This is a genomic window from Uliginosibacterium sp. 31-12, from assembly GCF_030548425.1.
Lineage (GTDB): Bacteria > Pseudomonadota > Gammaproteobacteria > Burkholderiales > Rhodocyclaceae > Uliginosibacterium > Uliginosibacterium aquaticum.
Genome location: NZ_JAUOOA010000001.1, coordinates 251,993 through 278,693, shown reverse-complemented (window position 1 = coordinate 278,693; position 26,701 = coordinate 251,993). Strand labels below are relative to the sequence as shown.

Annotated in this window: 23 protein-coding genes and 2 tRNA genes; 2 read left to right on the top strand and 23 right to left on the bottom strand. The window is 64.2% G+C overall.

Translation table 11 applies throughout. From position 1 onward, the window contains the following. Window positions 1-3 precede the first annotated feature (3 nt). The 17 genes from Q3Y64_RS01240 to Q3Y64_RS01160 form a co-directional block, all read right to left on the bottom strand. Window positions 4-4,386, bottom strand: a complete 4,383-nt coding sequence (locus tag Q3Y64_RS01240; protein WP_303559579.1) for a response regulator — start codon at window positions 4,384-4,386, stop codon at window positions 4-6. A 40-nt stretch (window positions 4,387-4,426) separates the two neighbouring features. Then, window positions 4,427-5,104 carry a tetratricopeptide repeat protein gene (locus Q3Y64_RS01235; RefSeq protein ID WP_303559577.1) on the bottom strand — a complete coding sequence of 226 codons (678 nt, stop codon included), beginning with the start codon at window positions 5,102-5,104 and terminating at the stop codon, window positions 4,427-4,429. Further along, complete coding sequence (mshL, locus tag Q3Y64_RS01230; RefSeq protein ID WP_101942468.1) at window positions 5,101-6,792, bottom strand: pilus (MSHA type) biogenesis protein MshL; 1,692 nt, start codon at window positions 6,790-6,792, stop codon at window positions 5,101-5,103. The genes Q3Y64_RS01235 and mshL overlap by 4 nt, the downstream gene beginning before the upstream one ends. Continuing rightward, entirely contained in the window at window positions 6,789-7,142 is a 354-nt protein-coding gene (locus tag Q3Y64_RS01225; RefSeq protein ID WP_143707409.1) for a hypothetical protein, read from the bottom strand. Before Q3Y64_RS01225 ends, mshL begins: the two co-directional genes overlap by 4 nt. Continuing rightward, window positions 7,127-7,789, bottom strand: a complete 663-nt coding sequence (gene gspM / locus Q3Y64_RS01220; protein WP_101942466.1) for a type II secretion system protein GspM — start codon at window positions 7,787-7,789, stop codon at window positions 7,127-7,129. The genes Q3Y64_RS01225 and gspM overlap by 16 nt, the downstream gene beginning before the upstream one ends. Next, the gene (locus Q3Y64_RS01215) at window positions 7,786-8,403 is read right to left on the bottom strand and encodes a PilN domain-containing protein (protein ID WP_303559571.1); all 618 of its coding nucleotides are present in this window, start codon (window positions 8,401-8,403) and stop codon (window positions 7,786-7,788) included. Before Q3Y64_RS01215 ends, gspM begins: the two co-directional genes overlap by 4 nt. Continuing rightward, complete coding sequence (locus tag Q3Y64_RS01210; RefSeq protein WP_303559569.1) at window positions 8,400-9,341, bottom strand: hypothetical protein; 942 nt, start codon at window positions 9,339-9,341, stop codon at window positions 8,400-8,402. The genes Q3Y64_RS01215 and Q3Y64_RS01210 overlap by 4 nt, the downstream gene beginning before the upstream one ends. Before the next feature lie 51 nt (window positions 9,342-9,392). Then, complete coding sequence (locus Q3Y64_RS01205) at window positions 9,393-12,287, bottom strand: DUF6701 domain-containing protein (RefSeq protein ID WP_303559568.1); 2,895 nt, start codon at window positions 12,285-12,287, stop codon at window positions 9,393-9,395. After that, entirely contained in the window at window positions 12,284-12,664 is a 381-nt protein-coding gene (locus tag Q3Y64_RS01200; protein WP_303559566.1) for a hypothetical protein, read from the bottom strand. Before Q3Y64_RS01200 ends, Q3Y64_RS01205 begins: the two co-directional genes overlap by 4 nt. 112 nt (window positions 12,665-12,776) lie before the next feature. After that, entirely contained in the window at window positions 12,777-13,589 is an 813-nt protein-coding gene (locus tag Q3Y64_RS01195) for a type II secretion system protein (protein ID WP_101942461.1), read from the bottom strand. Beyond that, the gene (locus Q3Y64_RS01190) at window positions 13,573-14,130 is read right to left on the bottom strand and encodes a prepilin-type N-terminal cleavage/methylation domain-containing protein (protein WP_101942460.1); all 558 of its coding nucleotides are present in this window, start codon (window positions 14,128-14,130) and stop codon (window positions 13,573-13,575) included. The genes Q3Y64_RS01195 and Q3Y64_RS01190 overlap by 17 nt, the downstream gene beginning before the upstream one ends. After that, entirely contained in the window at window positions 14,120-14,593 is a 474-nt protein-coding gene (locus Q3Y64_RS01185) for a Tfp pilus assembly protein FimT/FimU (RefSeq protein ID WP_101942459.1), read from the bottom strand. Before Q3Y64_RS01185 ends, Q3Y64_RS01190 begins: the two co-directional genes overlap by 11 nt. Before the next feature lie 61 nt (window positions 14,594-14,654). Then, complete coding sequence (locus Q3Y64_RS01180) at window positions 14,655-15,125, bottom strand: type II secretion system protein (RefSeq protein WP_303559561.1); 471 nt, start codon at window positions 15,123-15,125, stop codon at window positions 14,655-14,657. A 30-nt stretch (window positions 15,126-15,155) separates the two neighbouring features. Continuing rightward, on the bottom strand, window positions 15,156-15,623 hold the full coding sequence (locus tag Q3Y64_RS01175) for a hypothetical protein (protein ID WP_303559559.1): 468 nt from the start codon (window positions 15,621-15,623) through the stop codon (window positions 15,156-15,158). 1 nt (window position 15,624) lies between these two features. Next, window positions 15,625-16,845, bottom strand: a complete 1,221-nt coding sequence (locus Q3Y64_RS01170) for a type II secretion system F family protein (RefSeq protein WP_101942456.1) — start codon at window positions 16,843-16,845, stop codon at window positions 15,625-15,627. Between the two features lie 11 nt (window positions 16,846-16,856). Next, on the bottom strand, window positions 16,857-18,554 hold the full coding sequence (locus Q3Y64_RS01165; protein ID WP_170021811.1) for a GspE/PulE family protein: 1,698 nt from the start codon (window positions 18,552-18,554) through the stop codon (window positions 16,857-16,859). Between the two features lie 100 nt (window positions 18,555-18,654). Further along, window positions 18,655-19,989, bottom strand: a complete 1,335-nt coding sequence (locus Q3Y64_RS01160) for a PLP-dependent aminotransferase family protein (protein WP_303559556.1) — start codon at window positions 19,987-19,989, stop codon at window positions 18,655-18,657. Window positions 19,990-20,080: 91 nt separating this feature from the next. Here Q3Y64_RS01160 and Q3Y64_RS01155 point away from each other — a divergent pair, with 91 nt between their 5' ends. Further along, window positions 20,081-20,698 (top strand): DJ-1/PfpI family protein, encoded by a 618-nt coding sequence (locus Q3Y64_RS01155; RefSeq protein WP_303559554.1) that lies wholly within the window; start codon window positions 20,081-20,083, stop codon window positions 20,696-20,698. A 34-nt stretch (window positions 20,699-20,732) separates the two neighbouring features. Further along, window positions 20,733-21,383, top strand: a complete 651-nt coding sequence (locus Q3Y64_RS01150) for an FMN-binding negative transcriptional regulator (protein ID WP_101942452.1) — start codon at window positions 20,733-20,735, stop codon at window positions 21,381-21,383. Window positions 21,384-21,514: 131 nt separating this feature from the next. Here the strand turns inward: Q3Y64_RS01150 and Q3Y64_RS01145 are convergent. The 6 genes from Q3Y64_RS01145 to Q3Y64_RS01120 form a co-directional block, all read right to left on the bottom strand. Continuing rightward, window positions 21,515-21,591, bottom strand: a tRNA-Asp gene (locus Q3Y64_RS01145). Between the two features lie 66 nt (window positions 21,592-21,657). Further along, window positions 21,658-21,733, bottom strand: a tRNA-Glu gene (locus tag Q3Y64_RS01140). A 149-nt stretch (window positions 21,734-21,882) separates the two neighbouring features. After that, window positions 21,883-23,475 (bottom strand): GDSL-type esterase/lipase family protein, encoded by a 1,593-nt coding sequence (locus Q3Y64_RS01135; protein WP_303559551.1) that lies wholly within the window; start codon window positions 23,473-23,475, stop codon window positions 21,883-21,885. 395 nt (window positions 23,476-23,870) lie between these two features. After that, the gene (locus tag Q3Y64_RS01130) at window positions 23,871-25,103 is read right to left on the bottom strand and encodes an MFS transporter (protein WP_303559549.1); all 1,233 of its coding nucleotides are present in this window, start codon (window positions 25,101-25,103) and stop codon (window positions 23,871-23,873) included. A gap of 69 nt (window positions 25,104-25,172) precedes the next feature. Then, entirely contained in the window at window positions 25,173-25,670 is a 498-nt protein-coding gene (locus tag Q3Y64_RS01125) for a heme-degrading domain-containing protein (protein ID WP_101942432.1), read from the bottom strand. 17 nt (window positions 25,671-25,687) lie between these two features. Continuing rightward, window positions 25,688-26,602: an alpha/beta hydrolase gene (locus tag Q3Y64_RS01120; RefSeq protein WP_303559546.1), complete on the bottom strand. Its 915-nt coding sequence runs from the start codon at window positions 26,600-26,602 to the stop codon at window positions 25,688-25,690. Window positions 26,603-26,701: the final 99 nt, after the last annotated feature.

Sequence of the window (26,701 nt, the reverse complement as noted above, 5' to 3'; positions counted from 1 at the left end):
TCCTCACAGGCGAATGCCGCGCTCAGCGAGCGCGTCTTGCAGGGTCGTGAGTGCGGTCTCGAAGTCGAAACTCCGGATTGCACCTTCAATGAGCGTGAAACGACTCGGGAAGGCCGCACGCAACGCGCCGGCGGCGGCCTCAAAACTGTCGACTGCTGCCGAATCATCGTCGGCCAGACGGGCACTGAGCTCGCGGCACAGGCTGAGCAGCGCCTCCGGCGAGCTTTCAGCCGCCTCGCACCTCACTTCAGCAAGGTGCGCATCCAGACTCGCCAGTGCCATGTTCAGCGCCTCGGCCAGCCCAGCCAGTGCAGCCGGCACTTGTTCCATGCGCTGCTCGCGCAGCGCCGCTTCGAGTACCGCCGCGCGGGCCTGCACGGTGGCCGCACCGATATTGCCGGCGACGCCTTTGGTGGTGTGCGCGAGGCGCTCTGCGCTGGCGTAATCCTGAAGATCGAGAGCCGCCTGGAGTGCGGCCAGCGTACCGCGCTGACCGTCGCGAAACTTGTGCAGCAGGCTGAGATAGAGCGCGCGCTTGCCCATCACATGCTTAAGGCCAGCCTGCATATCGACGCCGTCCAGAACCTCCGGCAGCACGACCGAGGACTCCGCCGCCGCGGGCCGTGCCAAGGGCGCAGCCTCGGCCGAGGAATGGCGCGGGGGAATCCAGCACAGCAATGCGGCCCACAAGGCGCCAGGATCGATCGGCTTGGTGACGAAATCATTCATGCCGGCCTCGGCGCATAGCTCGCGATCCTGCTGCATGGCGTTCGCCGTCATGGCGATCACCGGCAGATTGGCCAGGGCCGGCTGGCGGCGGATCTCGCGGGTGGCTGCCGGACCATCCATGACCGGCATCTGCATGTCCATCAAGACCAGATCGTAGTGACTGACAGCGAGGCGCTCGAGCGCCTGGGCTCCGTTTTCAGCCACCTCCACTTCGAAGCCGGCATCCGCGAGCAGGCCACAGGCCACTTCCTGGTTCAGATCATTGTCTTCCACCAGCAGGATGCGCGCACCGGCGATGCTGCCGAGGCGGCTTTCATCAACATCCAGCCCGGTGAGGCCCGGCGCCGGCTCCACCAGCGTGCCGCCCAGCAAGCGCATGGCGGCATCAAAGAGCAGCGAGGCATTCACCGGCTTGACCAGCACATAGTCGATGCCAACGCCCGGCGCGGCTTTCATGACTTCTTCGCGGCCGTAAGCCGTCACCATGATCAGGCGCGGGGCCGGCGCCAGGCTCAGCTCGCCGATGGCCCGTGCCAGCTCGATGCCGTCCATGCCCGGCATCTGCCAGTCGAGAAACACGATGCTTGGCAGCTGACCGGCCTGGGCCGCTTCGCGCAGCGCTGCCAGCGCCTCGCGCCCGCCCGCCGCGGTGACCACCCGGAAGCTCATGCTGCCGAGCATCTCGGCCAGCACCGTGCGGGCGTTCTCGTTGTCATCCACCACCAGCACCGGCAGGCCACGCAGATCCGGATCCGGTAGCAGCGTCCTGCTCTGAGTCTCCCCAAGGCCGAGGCTGGCAGTGAACCAGAAACAGCTGCCCTGCCCGGCTGCACTCTCCACGCCAACCTCTCCCCCCATCAGGCTGGCAAGGCTCTTGCAGATTGCCAGGCCCAGGCCGGTACCGCCGTACTTGCGGGTGGTGGAGGCATCCGCCTGCTGAAAGCTCTGGAACAGGCGGGCCTGCTGTTCGGGCGTCAGGCCGATGCCGGTATCGCGCACCGCGAAATACACCAGCGCACGCGTCTCGCTTGAGTGGCGCAGGCGCGCCTGGATGGTGATCTCGCCACGCTCGGTGAATTTCACCGCATTGTTGGCGTAATTGATCAGCACCTGCCCCAGGCGCAGGGCATCGCCGCGCAGCTGACGCGGCACATCGGCGGCAATGTCGAAAATCAGCTCGAGGCCCTTGGCTGCGGTTTTCTCGGCGATCAGGTCGGCCACGTTCTCAAGCAGGCGTTCGAGATCGAAATCCGCTTCCTCCACCTCCAGCTTGCCGGCCTCGATCTTGGAGAAGTCCAGGATGTCGTTCAGGATGCCAAGCAGGTGCTGGCTGGAACGCTGGATCTTGGCAAGGTAGTCGCGCTGGCGCAGGTCCAGCCCGGTTTTCTGCATCAGGTGAGCCATCCCGATCACCGCGTTCATCGGCGTACGGATCTCGTGGCTCATGTTGGCCAGAAAGTCGGACTTGATGCGCGCGGCCTCCTCGGCCAACTCTTTGGCCTGGGTCATCTGGGCTTCGGCGGCCTTTTGGGCCGAGATATCGACAAAGGTACCTACCAGCCCGCCTGGGCTTCCATCAGCCTTGCGAAAACCCGATACCCAATACAACGTGTGGTGCGCCTGGCCATCGGCAAACGGAATCAGGGCTTCGCGCTGCAGGCTGCCGGTACGCGCGATGATGTCCTCATCCTCCTGCTGGTAGATGATCCGGTCGGCTAGCGGCAGGTATTCCAGATCCAGCACCTGCTTGCCGAGCAAGGCTTCGCGCGCCACACCGAAGGTTTCGCAGTAGCTGCGGTTGAAGCCGAGAAAACGGGCGTCCGGCCCCTTGTAGAAAATCGGATAGGGAATGGTGTCGACCAGCACGCGCTGAAACTCCATGCGATCGGCCAGTGCGCGATTGGCCTCCTGCTGCGCAGTCACGTCCAGCCAGTAGCCGTTCCAGATCCAGCGGCCGTCCTCGGTCTGCGCCACCTGGGCGCGGGTTTCGATCCAGCGCACGGCGCCCTCCGGATCGACCAGTCGGAACAAGGATTCGATGCCCTCACGAGCCTCGATGGCGGCCTCGAACGAGGCACGTGCCGGAGCGGCGTCCTCCGGATGCACCCGACCCCAGCGCTGCTCGAAATCGCGCAGCATCTGGCTCAACGTAATCCCCCATATTTCGCAGGCCATGGCGCTCACAAAAGCAAACTGCCCGCCTCCGCCGGCGCCGGCCTCGTATCGAAAAACCGCGCAGGGCAAGGCGTTGGCCATGGTCATCAGTTGCTTGCGCGAATCCTCGGCGCTCCGGCTGCTCTCTTCAAGCGCATGGGTACGCTCGGCCACCTTGGCTTCGAGCGTGGCATTGGCCTCTTCCAGGCTGCGCGTGGTACCCAACAGGCTCTCGCGCATCGCTTCCTGCGCAGCCACCAACTGGCGTACTTCGATCAGGCGGGAGGTGACAGCCACCGGCTGATCGAGCTCCATGCGGCCAATGCGCTCGCTCTCGACCACCAGTTTTTCGAGCGGGCGGGCAAAGCCACGTGCACTGGGCAACATCACGCAAGCAGTCAGCCCCAGAGTGAGCAGGGTCAGGATGCCCAGCACACTCAGCTCACGCGAGCCAAGCAAGGCGTAGTCAGCCGCCGGGGCATACACGCCCAGCCACACCTGCTGGGAACCCAGCCGCAGACTGCGAAACTGGTAGAGCCATGCCTCGCCATCGGTGAGCTTCAGATGCCCGAGCTGCGTGTCGGGCTGACCCGCTTGCTGCCAGTGGCGCGTGGCCTCACGCACGGCCAGCAGCGGTTCGCGATCAATCGGCTGAAGCACGGCCTGCTTGATCGCCTCCTCGTTCTGGTAATGCGGGCTGCGCGGCACCCCCAGGAGGCGCATCTGGCTATCGAACAAAGCGCCGACCCCATTCTTTCCCGCCTGCAATTCGCGCGTGAAATGAGAAAGATCGAGCAGGCTCACATCGTGGGCAATCAGATAGCGGCGCCCATCGGCCGCAGTCAGGCGTGACACCGCCGTCACGCCGGGCTCACGGGTGGTGAAGAAGGTGTAGGGCGGAGTCCAGAACAGCTCGCCATCGCTCTTCAGTGCCATGCCTCCGGCAAACCATGGTCGCTTGCGGGCGTCGTAATCCATCTCGCGCCGCTCAATGCGTGGATAGCGCAAGCCTTGGTCCCAGGTGATCCAATAGACTTGGCGCCCCCAGCGTGCGGGATTGCTCAGACGATTGATAAGCTGCCCCTGTCGATCGCGCAGAGTCAGCGCTTCAGCGCCCGATTCGTCTGCAAGGATGACCGAGGAAACTTCCTGGTTGTTATCGAGGATCGGCACGAAGAACTGGTTCAGACGCCGCAGCGCCTCGATATCGATCGACAGACCCTGATCGAAAGGCTTCTGTGTATCCAGCGCGAAACGGCTCTCGATGATCCAGGTGCGACTGACGCGTACGGTGGTTTCCACCAGACGCAGGAGGCGAAGCAGACGATGTTCCAGCTCCGCCGAGCTGGCCTGCATCTGTGCCTCAGCCGAGCGCTGCTGCCCGGGCAGGATGACGAGGTAATAGGTAGTCGCTGCGAACACCAGCAGCGCCAGCAGCACAATGAACAAGGAGCGCCACAACAGGCTGCGGCGGATCGAGCTGGCGTGAAACAGTGATCCCATGCGCGCTCCCCCGGAATGGCACCCTGCGGACGGCAATGGCTCAGTCGGCCAGTCTGGCCGCAGCCATCAGCTGCTTGGCATACGAGCTATCAGCATAGTCCGCCAAACTCTCCGCCGGTATGGCCTCCAGCAGAGCGCGGGCCCCCGCTTTGTCGCCCAGACTCAGGCGCACTCCGGCCAAGGCCAGTTGCCAGCGCGGCAGCACCGGGCCAAGGCGCAAAGCCTGTTCGAAATGCTCGCGCGCCGCCTCGGGCTGGCCGACCTGTAGGGCCAGCTGGCCGGCAAAAGCCAGATCCCCTGCGTGCTGGCCAAAGCTGGCCGAGCGGTGCAGGCTGGCGAGCGCCAGCGCGGCTTCGCCACGCCGGGCCAGCAGGCTGGCCTGCAGGCGGCGCAAATCCGGCACATCCGGCTGCAGCGCCAGCGCCTCGGACAACTGGGCCTCGGCTTCGGTGTGATGGCCACCATCAAGCAGCAGTTGCAGCAACAGGCGGCGGCTGTCGAGATCCTGCGGCTGCAACTGGAGATGGGCACGCAGGCTATCGGCGGCCTCCACCACGCGGCCGCTGCGCAGGTACTGGCGAGCCCGTTCGGGCGCACTGAGCACTTTGGCCGGCGCAGCCCGGCTGGCGCGAGCTGGCTCCGCGGCAGACGCCGCAAACGCCGGCAGCAGGCAGCACACCAGCAGCGCGCCGCTCACGAGGCGGCTCGACGCGTTCATTGCGGCCCCCCGCTGGGGTTGCCACGCTCATCGAGCAGACGGCCGACGCGGGCATTGCTCTGCCGGATGTCGTCGGACCAGTTGCCGGGGTTCTGCACCACCGTCGGGCGCAGCAGAATCACCAGCTCGCGCCGCTCCGATTCGATGCTCTGGTTCTTGAACAGATTGCCGACGATGGGCAGATTGCTCGCCCCCGGGATGCCCTGGTCGGTGTTGGCCGCGCCTTCACGGATCAGGCCGCCGAGGGCCACCATCTGACCATCGCGGATGCGTACCACGCTATCCATCTCGCTGACCTGGCTGGAGGCCAGCGGCAGGCTGAACTTTCCGAGGGTACCGAGGTTGATTTCCTGGGTGACCGCCGTGACCTTGCTGACCATCGGATGGATATGCAGGGTAATGCGGTCTTCACCATCGATTTGCGGTGTCACGTCCAGCGCCACACCGGAGAAGAAAGGCTGCAGGGTCAGGTTGGGCGTGGAGGTCGGGTTGCCGTTGCTGGTGGTAGAGGCCGTGGAACTGATGTTGGTGACAAAAAAGTTGTCAGTCCCCACCTTGAGCACCGCCTTCTGGTTGTTCAGTGCAGCCACGCGTGGGCTGGATAGCACATGCACTCGCCCCTGCTCCTCAAGCAGATTGATCACCGCAGTGAAGTTGCTGCTGCGCAGGATCATGCCGAACATGGCGCCCACCGCGTCGGAGCTGTTCGAAATGTTGCCTACCCCGCTGGTGCCGATCGGTGTGGTGCTGATCGCCCCGCCCTGGCTGATGCTGCTACCCGGCGTGAGCTGGCCGGCGCTGATGCGGCTGCCGCCAAAAGCGGCCCAGTTGATGCCGGCCTGAAAGCTATCGGAGAGCACCACTTCCATGATCTTGGCCTCGATGATCACCTGGCGCTCCAGGGTCAGCTGCGAGGCGGCCAGAAAGGCTTCCACCTGAGCAATCTCGCCAGGCAAGGCGCGCACCACCAATACGCCGCTTTGCGGACTCACCACCACGCTGCGCCCTTCCGCCGTACCGATGATGGATTTCACCGCCTCCTGCAACTCGCCCCAGAAATCACTCTGAGCGGTGGTCGTGATCTTGCTGGTCACGAAATTGGTGCTGGTATTGGAGCTCGTGCCACTGGTGCCCGCCGTAGTGCTGCCTGAGCTGCTGGCGGAATCGCTGACCGAGCCGGAAATCACCCGGATATCGGAAGTGCCCTTGCGCACTGCGTTGAGGTAATTGACCTTCATGATTCGCGTCTGCAGGCTGCGCCCCTGGATGAAGATGCGGCTGCCATCGATGCGGTATTCATAACCGTAGAGTTCGCGCAGCGCATCCAGCGCTTCGCGCACGCTCACATCCTTGAGGCTCACCGTCACCTTGCCATCCAGGTCGTTGGGCAAAAGCATCGAGTAGCGGGTGTCGGCCACCATGCTCAGGAACACCTGGCGCACCGGAGCATCACTCACCACCAGATCGAAACGCGGCTCCATCACCCGCGCGGTGGCCTCCGGCATATCCAGGCGCAGCGAAGGATAGAAAGCGCTCTGCTGGCCCGGCGCGAGTTGCGGCGCGGAGGGTGGCTGGGCGGCGGCCGCAGCCAGTTCGGCGCGGATCGTGTCAGCCGGCTTCCTGGCTGCCTGCTGGGCAACACAGGCGCTCAGCAAGAGCACAAGGACGAGACTGGAGAGTGTTTTCATTCGGTTCGACCTCCCGGCGGCAGCGGGGATGAGATAGTCGGGGCGGCCTGCGAAGCAGGCAGCAGATGCAGACGCAAGCGACCGGCAGGGCCTTGCAGCAAGGCGGAAGCGGCATCCAGGCTGAGCAGACGGTAATCGCCGATGCGCTCGCCCGGCGCCAGGCTGCGCCCGTTGATGAGGGCGCGCTGGCGTCCGGCGGAAAGTTGCACGCCTTGCAGGCGCAGCGCTTCTTCGACCGTCGCCGGGGCAGCACCAGGCATGAAGAAACCGGGTGGCGGGCGTAACGGGTCCGTCTGCGCCAGCGCAGGCAGGGTCCACAGGGCGAGAAGGAGCATCAGAAACCTAGCCATGCGCGCTCCAGACTGTTGAAATCGAGCGTCAGGCTCAGGCGGGCCTGCGGCCACTCCTGCACTTGCAGCGTATAAGCGCTCACTTCCAGCTGTACCGGCAAGCGTTCGACGGCGTGCAGATAGGCGGCCAGTGCCGGGTAATCCCCCTGCAGCACCAGCTTCACGCTGTGACGGTAGAGGCTCGAGCCGCCGGGCGTGGCAGCCGGTGCGCTGGCAGCGGCCAGCAGATCCACAGGTTCGCCAGAGCGGATCGAGACCAGAAGCAGATTCTTCTGCGCTGCGATCAGCGCCTGTAGCAAGGCACTCATGCGCTCGGGCGCAAGCAGGCGAGCCTCGGGGCCGGTCAGGCGACTGTGCAGAAGCGCAATCTCACGTTCCGCCTCCCCGAGCGCGCTACGCTCTGCAGCATCCGGATCGCGCTGACTGCCCTCGATCAGCAGGCTCTCCTCCTGGCTCAGGCTGGCCAGGCTGCGCTCACTCTCTTGCAGGCTCTGCCGGGCCTGGCGATAGCGCGAGAGCGCCGGCTCCAGCACGCTGAACATGAAGATGCCGGCCAGCAGCGCCGCCAGCCCGAGAAAGACCAGCAGGCGCTCACGCGCTTGCAAGGCATCAAAACGATCCGCGACAAAGAGCCAGGCTTTCTTCATGGCCGCCCGCTCCCCGTTCGCGCCTGCAGGCTGAAGGCCAGGGCCTCGGGCGCAGCCACACCCGCCGGCGCCGGAAACTGCTTGCGGCCGAGTTCAAACATTTCGAAACGCTGTTTGCGGAAAGCCTCCTGGCTGCGCAGACGCTCCAGATACTCCGGCACCTGAGGCGCGCGCAAGGCATAGCCTTGCAGGGAAACGGCGCCACGCTGCCACGCCACCTGCTCCAGCCACACGCCGGGCAGCACCGCGGACGACAGTGCGGCGAGGCTGGCGGAGGCCTGCGGCCCGCCCTCCTGCCCTGCTAGGTTGACGGCAATCTGCCGCAGGCGTGCCGTTTCGGCGTGCGCGGCAGCCAGATCCAGCGTCACTTGCGGACTCTTCTCGCGCACGGTCAGCAAGGCCTGCTGGGCCTTGAGTTGCGCCTCGCGGGCGGTGACACGCAGCTGGGCCTGCTGCGCAACGGCGAGGTAGCTCGCCAGGCTCCAGCGGATGAAGCTGCTCAGGCCGATCAGCATCAGCAGTACCAGGCCCAGCGCCAGCATCATGGTACGGAACTGGAAGAAGGGCTTGGGCGGCAACAGGGCTGGGTTGGCCAGATTGATGAAGGCCTTCATGGCGCGCCCCCCGGCCCGCGCAGGGCCATGCCCAGGGCATGGAAGAGCGCGGCCTGCTCCTCTGGATCAACCGGCAGCGGGCAGCGGCTACAGTCAAACAGGGTCGCCAGATCGATCAGCTTCACCGGCAGGTAGAGGGTATCGATCAGGAGGCTCAGCAACTCTCCCGCATGCGCAAACGGCGCAATCCACAAGGTGGAAACGTTCAGGAAACCCAGCTGACGCTCCAGCACATCCACCGAGCGCTGCAGCTCCAGCACCAGCCGATCGAGCTGCTCGCGGCGCAGCGTTTCGCTGGCCTGCAAGGCCAGGCTGGAGAGATCGAAGCCGCGCACGAAATACGGCACACCCTCACGGCTGGCAGTGAGCAGGCAGCCGCCCGGAGTGATCGCCAGCACTGCGGTGCCACGCCCGGGCTCTTCCAGGCGGTCGGCCAGATTGCGCTGAGCCATTTCAATCACATCAATGGCCCGCACGCTGGAACTCCAGGGCCGGAACATCAGCATGCGCTCGCGCAGCAAATCATTCGGCGCGGCCACCACGAAACCGTTGGTGCGCCGCTGGCCGAGCGGATCGGGCGGCGGCGGAATGACTTCAAGCGTCACAGCGTCCAGCGGATAGCGCAGCATTTCCTTGATCTGCCAGCGCAATGCGGTGTTCAGTTCTTCGTCCGGCACATTGGGCAGCTCGGTCTGCAGGAACTGGTACTCGTCCGGCTCCAGCAGCAAGCGCAGCGGACTCTGACGCAGGGACAGGGCCTGCGCCATCTGCTCGAGGCGCGCAACCGTATTGCCCGTAGCATCCAGCACGCGTGCCACCGCCAGCTGCGGCTGCGCTGCAGGCGCTTCGCTGACAAGCTGCACCGCCACCACCCGGCCCGGCGAAGTCGCCAGATTCAGGGGGCGCTGCTCACGGGATCTGCCTGCACCAAAAAACATCGTCACCTTTCTGAACTACCGACGCTCAACACCCGATGCCCGGGCCGCCACTCAATACACTTCACGCGAATAGATCAGCGCGTTGTTGCGCCGTGCCCCGAAGCGGATGCGCACCCGCGGGTTGTCGTCATGCAGATCGCCATCGGTGCTTGCGCTGCATGCGGCGCCGGATTGGTCTGTCCCATCCCAGTTGTACTTCAGGTATGACGGCACGGATGGCGCGAAATCAAGGTATCCGCCCCCGCTATTCGTCGGTTTGCTCAAAATGACAGCGGCACTTCCCGCCGCAAGGGTGGCCGTGCCCCCGGAAGAAATGCCGTTGAAACTGGCCGTGACGCCCGCCAAGCTGCCGTACAGCCCTACTCCACCAGTGCAGTAGAGGGCCGCCGCCGTGCCGGCGGTAATGGTGGAACTGGCAGGTACCGTGAGCCGGGTGCAGCTATCGAGCGGCCGGCTTGCCTGCCCGTCGGCCCGCGCGAAAACGCTGCCACTCCAGTACTCGGCCCAGGTGGGCACCGGCAGGTTCTGCAAGCTGGAGCCATAGGCGCTATCGACCTTGAGACGACCGAAGTAGTAGCTGCTCGTCGTAGAGCCGGGCTGCAGTCTGGTGCCTTCTGCTGCGCCGGCAAGATCCCAGTTGAAGTTCAGGCTGCTCATGCCGACCGCATCGGCATCCCGCGCCACGAGGCCGAAGCTGACACCATTCGTGCCGTTGTAAGGGCCATCCACCGCGCTGGCGCTCGCCCTCCCCAGGGTGAGATCGGCCGCTACATCGGCCTGCCCGGCCGCAAAACTGCCGCAACTGGCACAGCTGGCAGCCAGACGGGTGTTCAGCGAAAGCGGTGTGCTGCCGTACTGCGCGCCAAACAGCAGGCCATTGCTGCCCAGGCTGGTCACCACATTCAGTGGCAGACGCGCGAAGCTGCCGAAGTAATTCTGGGTGGTGCCGCCCGAGGCGCTCACTGCGGTGAGGCGAAACAAGGCGCGGGCAGGCTCACCGAGATAGGTGAAGTCACTTGCGCAGCTCTCGCTGCTGCCGATCGCTGTCGCGGTATTGATATCGCTACGGTCATTGAGCGTGTTGTTCGTTACCGCAAAGCCGTAAGGTACGAAACGACCGGAGTTGCCGCTGGTGCCGGGAGGTACGGTCAAACCGAAATAGCCGGCAGCGGGCGGCGTCGCGGTGAGCGTAAATACACCGACCTCGGACACGGTCTGGCTCGCCTGCGTGGCGGTACCGCCGCTGGTGATACTGATCGTAGCGGGGCTCAGGCTGGCATTCACACCACCGCTCGGCGCCACCAGCGTGGAGCTGAGCGCCAGGGCGTTTTGCAGGTAGTTCGGCGTAGTCGGCAGCGCGCAGGTCGCGGTGCCGGCCTGGTAGGCCTTGGCTGTGACGCGCAGGTTGAAAGCGCTGCCTGCGCTGGTGAACTTCGTGCAACTGATGTCCGCCGCCGTACAGCCCCAGTTGGCGTCCGGGCTATCTACGCACAGCGCATAGGGCACGGTCACGAAAGCCGCGCTGCCAGTCATCACCAGGCCGCTATCACCGGTGCCGGCGCTGCCGTCATATTGCGCATTCAGGGTGAGCTGGCCAGCGTCCATGTAACTCAGGGTCAGGCCGCTGGCCGTACCGGTCGAGTCGAAGGCCAGTGATACGCCGGTGCCGGGGCTGGCGGTCGCCACCGTTGTGCCATTCACGGCAAGGCTCTTGCTGCCACTGGCCGGGCTGGTATAGCTGGTCCAGAACTTCACGCTGCGCGTGACATTGGCAAAGGCCGGCGTGCAGGACAGCCCGTTGTCCGCCTTCTTCACCGCAGCCAGCGAGAATCGCGCAGTGCCGCTGGATGTCACACCGGCCACCTGGCTCGGGATCGTCAGCAGCAGGCCGGAATCCGCAAAAGCCAGCTGGCAGCTGGTGAGCTGGGTGCCGTTGAGGTAGCAGCGTGTGGCACTGCTGGCAGCCGGGCTGCTGGTCGCGCCGAGGGTCGTGGTGGCTGTGGTGCGCACTGCGAGGTTGCTGGTGCCACTGCCGGTAAAAGTGAGCGGACTCGTCCCCCAACTACCGTTGGTGGTTGTCAGTGTGGCCGTGGTGGCACTCGTCGCCAGCGCGCTGCAGTTGCTGTCGGCACAGGCCTTGATGGTGGCCGTGGACGGGGTGCAGGTGAGCGGCGTACCGGTGAGCTCGATGCGCAGATGATTCAGGCTGGCCGCCGCCACGGCGGGCGCGATCAACAAGGTGCTGCCGATATTGTTCTCACTGCGGTTGAGGTTGGCGCTCTGGGTGTCTCCATTGCCAGCAGCACTCATGGTGAAGTAACTGCCGTGAATACCCATGCCGGTATCGCCGGAGCCGCCACGGTAATACACCCCGGCGGTGGCCCCGTTTTCGAGCCCGGGCGTAATGGTGGCCGAGCCATCCTGGTCGGCGAAAAAAGCCATGCGCAGACTGCCGTTTTCCATCGTGACGTGCACATTCGGCGCGGTGATGCCGCTACCACCGCCGGACTGCAGGTTGCCCGCGCAGTTGGTGGTATTGGCGCTGCCACAGTTGAGCGCCTTGGCGCCGCGCAGCGCATAGATCACGCCGACGCTGCGATAGCTCCAGTCCCAGATTGTCCAGGTGTAACTAGCGGCCGCCGCTGCAGACAGGTTCAGGTAGTAGATGCGCTGCTGGATCGCCGCGCCGCTGGTGTTGCTGGCCGGCGTAATCAGCGTCCAGCCAGCGGGCGGACTGAAGGAAGTCACTTGATTACCCGGCGTGGCGATCTGGGCGATCAGCACATCGCCGGACTGGGTACCGGCGGGCGGCGAGAGCGTCAGGGTGTAGTCCCCCAGCCCCCCGGTCTGGTCGGCACTGCCATAGGTGACCGTGATCGCGGCCTGACCCGGCCCGATGCCTAGCCCGCACAGCAACACCATGAGCAGGAGGCGGCGCAGCTTCATCGCTCGGTCACCACCACCAGTTGGCGTTCGGTGTAATCGGCACTCTGCTGCTCGGTGGTGCTGCTTGAGGGGCAAGCCGTGCCACTGGTGCTGCAAGCCGTGGCGGTGATCTGCCAGATGCTGCGGTTATTGCTGCCATCGGCCGAGCCATCCTTGAAGGCATAGGCGGCGCACGCCCAACTGACCTTGAAACCATTCAGCCCGGCCAGGCCACTGAGCGTGCCGCCGGGGCAATTGCCATTGATCTGCACGGCATACAGCCCAGCTTCGATGCCGGCCCGCGCCGCCTGTAGTGCCCGCGCGCCCTGCACATCCTGGCCACTGGCGGCGAGGCTGGCCGTGCCGAGTCGGGCCACCAGCACGGCAAGGCTGGCCATGATCACGATCAGGAAGATCGCGGTCGGCAGAACGAAGCCCAGGGGCTGTTGCCTGTCACTCCCACGTCGCGCTCGCAGCGCTCTGGACGAGGGGCAAGGCGCGGCGCCGAAGTCAGGGCGTGTTATTGATCTGGATCGCATGGCTCACGGAAACGGTTTCGCCGGCACGTGCCAGCTGCAGGGAGAGATAGAGCAGACCGTTCTGGTCGATGGCTGACTGGGTGTAGTCCACCGCGCAGCTGGCCACGAAATCGGCCAGCACGGCCGTGCTGGCATTCGCCGGCACGGCCACCGGCTGGCTGGCCTGTTTGGTATAGCCCCAGATCCGGCTCAGTGTGCCGCCCGAGCTGCAGGCATAGCTCACCGGCGGCCCGATCAGCTGGACGCGCCGCCCCGGCGAGGCATAGGTGAAGATCTTGCTCGCCGAGAAGCTGATGCTGCTGGCACCAATACTGGCCAGGCCCACGCTGTTGCCACCGGCATAGGCATCCAGGCCCGTCACACCAAGGTTGTAGATCACGGCCTCGGTGCCGGCGGGAATCGGACTCAGCGCCGGCGCAGGTCCGGCAAAGGAGAGGCTGGCATTGCCGCCAACCGTATCCAGTGGCGTGCTACCGCAGTCGCTCTGCTCGCAGTAGCGGCCGGCCGCCAGCACCGGCAGGAATTCGATGTACCAGGTGCTGCCACTCTGCGCTACGCGCAGGCTGTTGGGCAGAGCCGCGCGGATTTCACGGGCCATGCGGCGCAAGGCGGTATCGGCCGCATCGGCCAGCGCCGCACGGCGGGTGGTGTCCACCAGCCCCTCCATCGGCCGGCGGATGAACACCGCCACAATAGCCACCAGAATGGCCGTGATGGTCATCACCACGATCATCTCGATCAGGGTGAAGCCTGCCGCAGCCCTGTGCTCAGATGTTCGGCGCATAGCGGCTCCGGTAGCCGGTGAGGGTGATCAGGTTGCCATCCGGCGCTGTCACACTCACATCGATGCGCAGGGCGGCACTATTGTCGGCCAGCCCCAGCGCGCTGCCGGCAAGGCTCACCGCGATACTGGCGCGATAGCTCTGCAGCCCGCTGATCACTGTGCCGCTCACCGGATTGAGAATGCCGGCGTTCATGGCATAGCCGTGGTAATCGCCCACGTTGTCGAAATTGCTGCGTGTTTCTCCTGCCGTGGGGCCAAGGCCCTGCACCACCGTGCAGCCGCTTGCACTGCTTGCCGTGGCGGCATTTGGATCGTCCGGATCGCACCAGGTGAAAGGCTTGCTGGAGACTTCTTCGAGCAAGGATTCAGCAATGGCCACCTGCTGCTTGAGCAGCATCGGATTAACGCTGACACGGTTGCTGTAATCGAGTGCGCCGAGCACACCCGCCAGACCAACGCTCACCACCACCATGAAGACAATCAGCTCGATCAGCGACAGGCCCTGCTGGCGCCGGCTGCAAGGGCAGGACTCAGCGCACATAGCCGGTCTCCGTCACAACCTGGATCGTCTGCACATTGGAACCACCGCTCACCGTGATGCTCTGCGCGGCAGAGGGGCGACCGAGGGAATCAAAACTGAAACTGGCATTGCTGACCGTGACACTGGCCGGCGCGGCCAGCAGGTAAGCCGTATTAGTGGCTGGATCAGGCAGGCTCAGGGTGCAGCTTGCCGCACCAAAACTCGCCCCCAGGGTGAGACTCAGGCTACTGGAGCTGATGGCCACACACACAGGGCGACGTTTGGCGACGGCGGACTTTTGCGCAAAGCGCAGCGCCTGGCGCAGCGCCTCGCTGTAGCCGAAGGCATCGAACTCGGCCCGTGTGGCAAAGCGCGGCACCGCCACGGCGGCCAGGATGCCGATCACCACCATGGTGACGACCAGCTCGGGCAGAGTGAACCCCACCCGAAACCGGTCTGCATGAGTGCGAGGAATGGCCGGCATGCCTGACACGCCTCGATGGGTCAGGGGGTGAAACAGAGCTCATCCCCTGAGTCAGACATGTTTAGCAGTTACCGCTGGTCGTGATGGCGGTAGTCGTCACGATTGGAGGCGTCGTAGCGGTCGCATCTGCAACGGTAAACGCACAGGTCGTCTTGTCCTTGTCGGTAATGGTTACAGTCGTGGTTCCCGATGTGGCGTAAGAACTATCCATGCCCGCAAGGTTCTTGCCACTGAGCAGGAACGCCGATGCCTTCGGGTAGCCGAAAGCCATGTCCGTGAAAACATCAAGGGTGCCGCCTTCATATGCAACAGTTGTGCCCGCAGCTGTCGCGGTCGGCGACCCCTGAGCCAGCCATTTGGCATGGATCAGGGTAATGGATGATTGAACAGCCCCGACAGCGCCATTCATCTTGGCCTGACGCGCTTGAGTCGTCATGTCGACAAACTTCGGCAGGGCCACAGCGGCAAGGATGCCGAGAATCACCATCACAACCACCATCTCGATCAGGGTAAAACCACGGGCTTTTTTCATTCCATTTCTCCTTCGGCAGTCAATCAACAATCAGAACCATTCATAGGGGGTCAGCAGCACAAGCTCCACATCACTGCCATCGGGCTGCGTCGCGCGGGTCTGCCATGTCAGCTCCTTATCGGCACCGGACTGCTGCATCTTTAGAAAACGTTGGCGCTCCGGGTGATAAACAAGCTGGTGGCGCTGTGGATCGAAGCGAAAGTCGAGCGGTCGGATCTGCTCGCTCAGCGCATTCAGGCTGTTCGGGCCTGTGCTGGCCAGAAACTCCAGCGGATTGCACCCGGGCAGATCACCGAGGGGCTGCCCATTCGCCAGGCGCCGTACTTTTTCAAGGCGCAGGCCGCTGCGCATATGCGTCACCGCTGTCTCCACGGCCGTTTTTTCGGTCAGCTCCAGCACCGTCTGGATGCTGTGGCCCAACACACCGAGCGCGATGCCGGCGATCACCGTCCACATCAGCAATTCGCCCAGCGGCAAGCCGAAGGCATCCTTGCGCATGTCAGTGCTTGCCCAGCATGGCCGAGCTCAGATCCCAGATCGGCAGGAAGATCCCCAGGGCCAGCACCAGCACCATGGCGCCGAGACACAGGATGAGGATCGGCTCGATGCGCGCCGAGAGGTTGTCCACCTCGTAATCCACCTCGCGCTCGTACATGCCGGCAATTTCCATCAGCAGATCGTCAATCGAGCCGGACTCCTCTCCCACGGCGATCATCTGCAGCACGATGGGCGTGAATACGCGGCTCGCCGCGGCGGTGCGCAGGATGCTCTCGCCGCGCTCGACGCCGCGCCGCATGTCATCCAGCTTGGCCGCGATATGGGCGTTATCGACCACCTGCCCCACCACCGTGAACGCCTGAATCACGGGCAGGCCGCTTGCGAGCGACAGCGAGAAGCTGCGCGCAAAGCGTGCCAGGGTGGCCTTGCGGATGGTTTCACCAATGATCGGCAGGCTCAGTTTCTGACGATGCCAGTAGAGCTGACCGCCCGGAGTGCGGACGAAGGCGCGCACGCTGAAGATCAGGGCCAGCACCAGGCCCAGCACGACCCACCAGTAATTCACACAGAAATCCGAGAAGCCGATGAGGATCCGCGTCATCAGCGGCAGCTCGGTGCGGAAGCTCGCAAAAACCTTGGCAAAGGCCGGGATCACCATCCAGTTGATCACGACGAGCGCACCAGACAGGGCGATCACGACGAAGATCGGATAGCGCAGCGCGGCCTTGATCTTGGCGCGCATTTCCTTCTCGAAATTCAGGTGCTCGAACAGGCTCATGAAGATGGCATCGAGCTTGCCGGTCATCTCCCCCACCCGCACCATGCTGATGTAGAAGGGGTTGAAAGCACCGGTATCTTTCATGGCGATGGAGAGTTCGCGGCCACTGTCCAGGCTGTCACGCAGCTGCCCCAGCATGGCGGCAAAGCCCGGATGGGTGGCCGAATCGCGCAGACCGGAGAGCGCTTGCAGGATGGGCACTCCGGCCTTGATCAGGGTGTGCATCTGGCGGCTGAAAAACATGATGTCTTCATCGCTGATACGCCGCCGCGCACCAGAGAACTGGGCAAATAGACGACTCTGCTGTGCCTCCGGGCTGATCTCCACCGGCACCAGGCCACGCGAGATCAGCAGGTCGGCGGCGGCCGATTTCTCCGGCGCCTCGATCAGGCCCTCAAGCAACCCACCCTGGGCATCGCGTGCGCGGTAATTGAAACTGGCCATGCGCGCGCTTCCTATTCGTCAATCTGGGTGGACACGCGCATCGCTTCGGCCACCGTGGTTTCACCAGCCAGCACGCGAGCCACCGCATGGGCGCGCATGGTCTTGCCAGCGAGCTGACTGCGGGCGAGGCGGCTGAAGTCAGCCAGGCTGTTGCGGCTCAGGGCCTCGGCCAGCGGCGGTGTCATCTCCAGCATCTCGTAGATGGCTTCGCGGCCGGCAAAGCCGGAGTTGTTGCACTGGCTGCAGCCCCGCCCGTGCCAGGCTTGCGCCGCAGCCCCCTTGGCCTCCCGCTCAAGCCAGATCTGCTCGTTCGCATCGAGGCTGGCCGGCGTCTTGCAGGCCGGGCAGATCATCCGCACCAGGCGCTGGGCGATCACGCCCAGCAAGGTGGTGGCGAGCAGGTATTGCGGCACGCCCATGTCGAGCAGGCGGGCCGGGGTGCTGACGGCATCGTTGGTATGCAGGGTGGAGAGCAGGAGGTGGCCAGTCATGGCCGCACGCACGCCGATCTGGGCGGTTTCCTGATCGATCATTTCGCCGACCAGCACGATGTCCGGGTCGTGCCGCAAGGTAGAGCGCAGCACGCGGGCAAAGGAGAGTTCGATCTTGTCGTTCACCTGCACCTGAGACAGGCCCGGCAAGCGGTATTCCACCGGATCCTCGATGGTGATGATCTTGGTGCTCGGGGCGTTCAGTGCAGCCAGGGTGGCATAGAGTGTGGTGGTCTTGCCCGAACCGGTCGGCCCGGTCACCAGGATCATGCCGTAGGAATGGCTGATCATGCGCCGGTAGTGAGCCAGCATCTCCGCCGGCATGCCGATGCGATCCAGATCCAGCAGGCCGCTGTTCTGCGCCAGGATCCGCATCACCACCGACTCACCATACTGGGTCGGCATGGTGGACAGGCGCACATCCACCGACTGCTGCTTGACCTTGACGTTGAAGCGCCCGTCCTGCGGCAGGCGTTTCTCGGAAATATCCAGCCCGCTCATGAGCTTCAGGCGCAGCACCAGGGCCGGGCCGACCCGGCTATCCACCTCGGTCTGCAGATGCATTTCGCCATCGATGCGAAAGCGGATCTGCAGGCGCAGCTCCTGCGGCTCGATATGCACGTCCGACGCCTTGATCTGGAAGGCATCCTCGAAGATGGACTGCAGCAACTTCACCACCGGCGCATCGTCTGCCGTGGTCTCCAGCGCCGGGCCGCCAAAATCGACGTAAGCGTTGCCTAGGTCGCGCTGCAGCTCATTGGCGAGACCGGTGATTTCGTGGGTGCGGCGGTAGAGGCGGTCGATGGCCCCCAGCAACTGGCCTTCGGCCAGCACGGCGAGGCTCACGTCCTTCTTCAGGGTGCGGGCAATCTCGTCGTAGCCGAACACGTCCGAAGGGTCGGCCATGCCGACCAGATAGCTGCGCCCCTCATCGGCCAGCACCAGCGCGCGGAAGCGCCGCGCCATGGTTTCCGGCAACACGCTGGCCACCGCGGGTTCAACATCCTTCTCGCGCAGATCATGGAACTCGATGCCAAGTTGGCGTGCAATCGCCGTGGCAATCAGCTCTTCGGTCACGACGCCGCTTTCGACCAACACCCGGCCGAGCTTGCGCCCGCTCTGCTTCTGCTGCGCCAATGCCTCTTCAAGCTGGGCTTCGGTCACCAGCCCCTGCTGCACCAGCAACTCACCCAGACGATATTTCTGCGGTTTTCCCATGCCTTGCCCCCGACCAGCCCAACACCCGGCTTACCGGGTACGAGACCTTTAACGGCAGTACGGTGCCGGAACTGTAGGGGCTGCGGGCAAAAGGGCAGGCTCAGTAGCGGTAGGTGTCGATCACACGGCGGACCGTCAACAAGGCCGCGCGCAAGGCCACAAGATCCACCGAACCCAGGGCCACACGGATGGCATGCGGCACCGAGGCGGAGATGGCGAAGGGTTCCGCCGTGGAAACGGAGATCCGCTCCTGCATGAGTGCCCGGGCTACAGCATCAGCCCGCGCCTCCTCCGGCAAGGGCAGCCAGACAAAGTAAGAGGCCGGATGACGCACACAGTCCAGGCCCTGGAAAACGTCCGAGACGATGGCCTGACGCGCTCGCGCATCCGCGCGCTTGGCGGCTTCGAGGCGCGTGACAAGCCCCTCCTCCAGCCAGTTGCAGGCAATCGCTGTCATGACGCCGGGGGTGTTCCAGGTGCTCACCCGGATGGCACGCTCCAGCCGTGGCAGCCAGGCCGGAGGCGCGGCGACGAAACCCACACGCAGGCCTGTGGCCACGCTCTTCGAAAAGCCGGAGACATACACGCTGCGCTCCGGTGCCAAGGCGGCCAGCGGCGGTGGCGGAGCTTCCTCCAGGAAGGCATAGGCGGCGTCCTCGATGATCAGCAGATCATGGCGGCGCGCAATCGCCACCAGTTGCCGGCGCCTGCTGGCACTCATCACCCAGCCCAGCGGGTTGTGCAAGGTCGGCATCAGGTACAGGGCCCGCACCCGCCGCTGCCGGCACAGGCGCTCCAGTGCGTCGGGATCGATGTTGCCAGCGGCGGCCGGAATCGCCGCCAGTTCCAGGCGCTGCGCCTCGGCCAGCACCTTGAAGCCGGGATAGGTCAATGCATCCGTCGCCACCAGATCACCGGGCTGCAGCAGGGCCATCACACTCGTCGCCAGCCCATGCTGGGCTCCCGAGACGATCAAGACCTGCTCGGCCGTGACCGCCAGCCCACGACTGAGAAGATGGCGGGCAATGCCTGCCCGCTCGTGAAGGCGCCCGCCATGCGGCTGGTAGCGCAGCAAGGCTTCCAGATCCCCCGCGCTGGCAAGCTGACGCAACGCCGTGCGCAGCAATTCGGCCTGCCCCGGCAGCGAAGGGTAGTTGAAACTCAAATCGATCATGCCCGCTGCCACGGCCTGCTGATCAATACCCAAGCCCTGCGGCAGAGACGTTTCGCGTACGAAACTGCCGCGCCCGGTTTCACCACTGACCAGGCCCATCGCGGCCAGCTCCGCATACACACGGCTGGCCGTGGCGAGGGAAATCTTCTCACGCGCAGCGAGCTGGCGATGCGTGAGCAGACGCGTCCCCGGCGCAAGGCGGCCAGCCCGGATATCCGCCGCCCATGCGTCAACCAACTGTTTGTAACGTGCTTGAGGCATGCCTGAATGTATCCATGACAATTTTTTGAATGTATTGAACATTGTACTTAGGATGATTCATCGCTCAGCGACTCCCGGAGAAAACCACGCCATGCATATCACCATCCTCACCTTCGACGGTTTCAACGAGCTCGACTCGCTCATCGCGCTTGGCATCCTCAACCGGATCAAGCGGCCGGACTGGCGCGTTTCCATCGCCAGCCCCACCCGCCAGGTTCGCTCCATGAACGGCCTGCTGCTCGAAGCACAGGCCTCGCTGGCCGAAGCAGCCGAGGCGGATGCTGTGCTCATCGGCAGCGGGATGCAGACCCGCGAGATCGTTGCGGATGCCGCCCTGATGGCGCAATTACGCCTCGATCCGTCGCGCCAGCTACTGGGCGCACAATGCTCGGGCACCCTGGTGCTGGCGAAACTGGGCCTGCTCGATGCGGTGCCGGCCTGCACCGACCTCACCACCCGACCGTGGGTAGAGGAAGCTGGTGTGGCCGTACTCAACCAGGCCTTCTTCGCACGCGGCAATCTGGCCACGGCCGGCGGCTGTCTGGCCTCGCAGTACCTCGCCTGCTGGATGATCGCCAAGCTGATCGGAATCGAAGCGGCCAGCAGCGCACTCCACTATGTCGCGCCGGTGGGCGAAAAGGAGGAATACATCACCCGCATGCAGCGCAATATCGCACCCTATCTGGACGCCACGGCCACGCTTGCCTGAAACTGCAGCCTGCTCACTGACGGACAATCCCCAGATGTACATCCCCGCTTCCTTCCGCGAAGCGCGCAGCGAAATCCTGCACGCCTTCATGCAGGCTCATCCACTGGGTCTGCTGATCACTCACGGCCCGAGCGGTCTGCAAGCCTCTCCCCTGCCCTTCCTGTTGTATCCGGACGAAGGCGAATGCGGCGTACTGCGCGCGCATCTGGCCAGAGCCAACCCTCACTGGCAGGATCTGCAGGGGCTCCTCGAATGCTTGGTGGTCTTCCAGGGGCCGCAAGCCTATGTCACACCATCCTGGTATCCGAGCAAGGCCGAAACCCACCGGGCAGTGCCAACCTGGAATTACACCGCGGTCCATGCCTGGGGCAGGCCGGAAGTCACCGAAGACGCGGCCTGGCTGCTGCGCCAGCTCAAGGACCTAACGGAGCAGCACGAGCAGCGCCGGCCTGAGCCATGGGCCCTGCGTGATCTGCCGGACGACTATCTGGCCGGCCAGCTCAAGGCAATCATCGGCATCGAAATCCCCCTCCAGCGCATTGAAGGCAAATTCAAGCTGAGCCAGAACCGCAATGCTGCGGACCGGGCCGGCGTGACAAGAGGTTTGCGCGACGGGCAGGATCCCCACAGGAATGAAGCTGTCGCGGATCTGGTCGAATACGCCGGCATCTCAAAGCAGCTTTAGAAAGCGCAGCAGACGAAGGACGCAAGACCTATCGTGCTCGCGCCGCGTGTAATACCAGTGTGTAACGCCAGAAAGCAAAATGCCCTGCAATGCTGTGGAAACCACAGGATTACAGGGCATTTGCACATTGCTGGCGGAGTGGACGGGACTCGAACCCGCGACCCCCGGCGTGACAGGCCGGTATTCTAACCAACTGAACTACCACTCCATGAGTACAGCCTGAACTGCACTCCTTGCTCTGCCGAAAGCTGCGCTTGCGCAGCCTCCTCGAATCTGGCGTCCCCACGGGGATTCGAACCCCGGTTATCGCCGTGAAAGGGCGGTGTCCTAGGCCTCTAGACGATGGGGACCGGACGTCTCCCGCAAACCGAACCTGGCGGCACCGCTGCGAGAGGCGCGGATACTAGCACGACTCGCCCGGCAGACTGCAGCAGACGCGAAAAAAAGCCCGGCACCTGAATCGGGTGCCGGGCAATGAGACAAGACAGGGGTCCGCGCGCTATTTGAGCAGCACAGCGTAACTGTTGAGCGCGGGCGTCTCCTTGAGGCCCTGCGCGACCAGCGCAGCGACAGCTTCGGCGCCCCCTTGCTGGAAGTGCGTAGTGTCCGGGTTCTTCGCTGTGCCGGCACTCTGAGTGGCGTACCAGGGCCAGGCCTTGAAATCACCAATGGCGAGCCAGTAGTTCTGCCAGTCCTGCTGGTGAGCATTGGCAAAGCTGATGGTTTTCGCTTCCAGATCGATCAGCGGCACGCCACTCGCACGGGCCGCGTCCTTTACGGTCTGGCTGTAGTCGCCCACGAAGGCGAAGCCCTGGGCGCTGTTCTGCGTCGTAAGGTGCTGCGGCACAACCGGGAAGCCGGGCTTGCGATCCTTGTTCCAGACGCGCGTAGTCGGTGTCAGAAATACCGGTGTGGCACCTGCTGCGCGAGCCATGTCTACATAGCGCAGCAGCGAATTGTGGAAGCTCATCTCGGGCTTGCCTGACGGGAACTGCGGCCGCCCCTGGGCGTCGTTCGGGTAGCTGCACAGCCCGGCCACATCGGCTGCGCCGCGCTCCTTCTTGCTGCCATCGCAGTTCTGATCGTTATGGCCGTGATTGATCAGCACCAGATCCCCCGGCTGCATGAAACGCGCCATCTGCTGATACCAGCCGCCCATGTAGAAATCCTTCGAGCTGCGCCCTGCCCGTGCGGCGTTAAGCACCTTCACGCTAGCTTCGGGCCGGAAATTCGCTTCAAAAACCTGACCCCAGCCCATGCGCGGCATGCGTTCCAGTTCGTAGGTGGCCGCCGTCGAATCGCCGACCACCAGTACCCGGACTTTGGCCGCCTTGATCGCAGCCAGCTCCTGCTGTGCGCGCTTGAAATCCAGCGCCTCGTAAGGGCCGCTGCCATTGAGGCCAACGATCGGGCGGAAGCTGATGTCAGTCAGCACCGTATAGGCGGACTCGCTGCTCGGGTTATGGTAATTGCGGTTGTGATTCACCACTTCCAGCACCGCATCCAGGCCCTTGCCATTGGCCTGCATCGGGGTCGTCACCGCGTCAAAGCGCTCGACCTCACTGACACCGGCGGCCTTCAAGGCGGCTGCGAATCCCTCCAGTGAGGTTTTCTTGGCCGCCGCCACAGCGGCCGGCGTGATGTCCGCCGCCTTGCCGGCATCGACCAGTTGTTGCGGGCCGTAGTAGTTGAGCCCCACTGCCACATCGGACACGATGCGGTCGGTCAGCGGATTGATGTTGGCGATGTTGCGGCCCGGGGAAAGCTCGGTCAGCACCGAAGCGAGGCAACGCGCGCGCAGGGTGGCGTTGTAACGGCAATTGCTGTTGTTACCGGCCTCGATGGCCGAGATCAGCAGCGGTGCGGTCAGCCCGCTCGGGTCCAGTTCATAGCGGCCACGGCTATCAGCCTGAACGTTGCGGCGCAGGCCCTTGGCATCCACGATGCTGACCCGGGCATGTGCCAACGGGCCGCCTACGGCGACCACTCCGGCGAGTTCGGGGCGATTGTCCAGCCCGGATGTAGCGCAGCCGGCCAGACCGACACAGGCTGCGGAGATGGATAGGGCCAGAAGGGTGCGGCGCGTGATCATGCAAAGAGCTCCTCGGAAGAACAATTGTTCCGGCGAGCTTAGCCTTAGGGCATGCAACACTACTTGATGGGGATTGCGGTTCTGGATCAGGTCAGGGAAGACCGCAAGGGGTGACCCGACATGTCAACCGGGAAGCAGGCTTGCGCCCGTCTCCCGCCCGACACCGCACCGGAAGGTGCGCTACCGCCTGTCTCCGGACTCCTGGGTGCTACTTGGCGTCTCGTTTTTGTACGGGCCGCAAACCGTGACTTATTTCACAGCCCAGAGCGGAAATTAGCAGTCAAATCGAACTTTTGGAAGAGTCTTTGTAAGACTTTGTCTTACATGCCGACAACCGGCCCGATGCTCACCGCGACCGGGGGTTACGACAGACTTAACGGCAGGGCAAGCTGTGATCAGGACACTCTCCCCGCAACAGGCTGCTGTGGTGCTTCCCGGATAGGCAGATTCAGCAGCGCCGCCAGCGCAGCGAGCACGATATCCGCCCACCACATCGGGGCAAAACTGCCCCACCCTGCCAACGCCAGACCGCCCAGCCAGGCACCGAGAAAGCCACCAATCTGGTGCGACAGCAGCGTGAGTCCGAAAAGCGTACCGAGATAACGCGTGCCGAAAAGCTTCCCGACCACCCCGGCCGTGGGTGGCACGGTCGCCAGCCAGGTAGAACCCAGGCCGATGGCAAAGAGATAGAAAGTCAGCGCGCTCTTGGGCGCAGCCAGGAAGATCAGGATCAGCACAGCCCGCGAGGCGTACATCCAGAACAGGATCATCTTGCTGAGATAGCGCTGCACGCACCAGCCGGCAAACAGGCTGCCGAAAATATTGGCCAGACCAATCAATGCCAGTGACCAGCTCGCCACGCCGGCCGGCAGCCCGCACAGATTCACCTCCCCCGGTAGATGAGTGACGAGAAACGCGATATGAAAGCCACAGGTGAAGAATCCTGCGTGCAGCAGCAGATAACTGCGATCGCGCAAGGCGCCGCGCAAGACCACCGACAGTGGCTCCGCCATCGCAGCGGCATGACTGGCGACAGCCGCCTCATCATGTACCGGACGCTTGAGCACACGCACCAGCGGCAAGGCCGCCAGGGTGATGAGGGCCAGCGCCCACAGGGCACCCATCCAGCCCAGAAGCAGGATCAGCCCCTGCACCACCGGCGCAAACACGAACTGGCCGAAGCTGCCACCCGCATTGATGATCCCGGAGGCCATGCCACGATTCTGAGGCGGCAGGCGCTGCGCGACGGCACCGATCAATACCGAGAAACTGCCCGCGCCGGAGCCGGCCGCCATCAGCAAGCCCAGGCTCAGGCTCAAGCCCCAGGTCGACGCCATGAAGGGCGTGACCGCCAGCCCGGCGGCCAGGATCAGCACCCCCACCACCAGCACCCGTCCCGGTCCGTGGCGATCAGCAACCGCCCCCGCCACCGGCTGCACCGCGCCCCACACAAACTGGCCAATGGCCATGGCGAAGCTGATGCTGGCCACGCCAAGGCCAGTCGCCGTATTGAGTGGAGAGAGAAAGAGGCCCAGCGACTGGCGGGCGCCCATGGTGATCGCCAGCATTGCCGCAGCGGCCAGGGTGAGCCAGAACCAGGCGGGAAGACGTGCGTCCTTGTCAGTCATGGCAGAGTCCGGCGCAAAGAAAGTGCTGCCAGCCTCGCAGAGCCAGCAGATCGACGCAAGCTGCCGGGCTTATTCGGCAGCGAGTGCCACCTCGGCCAGCGCCACGCCTAACATTCCGGCCAATACCTCGACGATCAAACCATGGTCGTCGCGCTGGGCCAGGCCCGATACGCCGATGAAGCCGACCACTCCCGTGCCGCGCACGCGGACCGGGAAACCACCTCCCGCCGCCACGTATTCAGAAAGCGGAATCCCGTAACGCTCAGTGAGCGTAGAACCGCGCTTTTCCATCATGAGGCACAGCGCGTAGGAGCTCTTGTGAAAACGCTCGACCACATTGCGCTTGCGCCGGATCCAGTCTGCGTTATCCGGCGAAGAGCCGGCCAAGGCGCTGTAGAAGAGCGGAAAGCCGTTCTGACACACCTCGATGGCCACGCGATGGCCCGCAGCCACGGCTGCTTCACGCAAGCGGCAGCCCAGCGCCCAGGCCGTATCCGGACCGAAGGACTCGAACTGCAGGCGCTCTTCCTGCAGGGCAATGCGGGCCAGATCGGCGTCGAGATTCATATAGGTTCCTTCCGGGTTCAGATCAGGCCGCGCTGACGCAACCAGCGTTCGAAAAGCCCGCTCCAGGCTTCGGTAGGATGGCCTTTGGCAAGGCGAATGCCATGACCATGTCCGCCACTTTCGAAGATATGCAGCGCGGCCGAGATATTCTGCTGAAGCAGAGACTGGTGGAAAGCCAGCGCATTCTGCACGGGCACGGACGCGTCATCGGCAGCATGAGCAATGAAACAGGGGGGCGTGGCCGGACCGACCTGCGCTTCACACGACCAGGCGGTTTCAAGTGCCGGATCCACAGCCTCGCCAGGCGACAGGCCGAGCAGCTTTTCACGCGAGCCAACATGGGCCCAGCGCGCATCCATGGTCAGCACCGGATAGAGCAGCGACACAAAGTCCGGCCGGGCTGACTGGCGATCCACCGCATCCTGCGGCGCATACACCGGCCGCTCGAAAAGAGTGGCCAGCGCACCGATCACATGTCCGCCGGCCGAGCAGCCCATGGCGCCGACCTTGTCTGCCGCCAGCCCCCAGACCGAGGCATTCGCACGCACCAGACGCAAGGCGCGCTGCGCATCCTGGAGCGGGACTTCAGAGCGCGAAGCATGGCCCTCGCCGGGCAGGCGGTACATGAGGATGAACACGGTAATGCCGAAGGTGTTCAACCACTCGGCAATCTCGATGCCTTCCTTGTCCAGCACCACACGGATATAGCCGCCGCCGGGCGCCAGCACCAGACTCGTGCCATTCGGCTTGGCCGGTACATAGGCCGTCAGGTACGGGCTGGCTATGCCGGTCACGGCGCGATCCATGAAGACGGCCGGATCGGGGCTGCGCTCAGTGAGGGTTTCGGTGAGCTGAACGCCCTCGGAACCGGGTGCTACGCCGGGCCACAATGGAATGCGCAGAAGGTGCTGCAAGGGGAAAGAAGAAGTCATGAGCGCTGCTTTTCAAACGTCATCAGGAAACGGCAAGTATGCCAAGCGGGCCCGGCAGCGGTCTTGATCGCGATTGCCACATGTGGCCGGCGGAGCCGA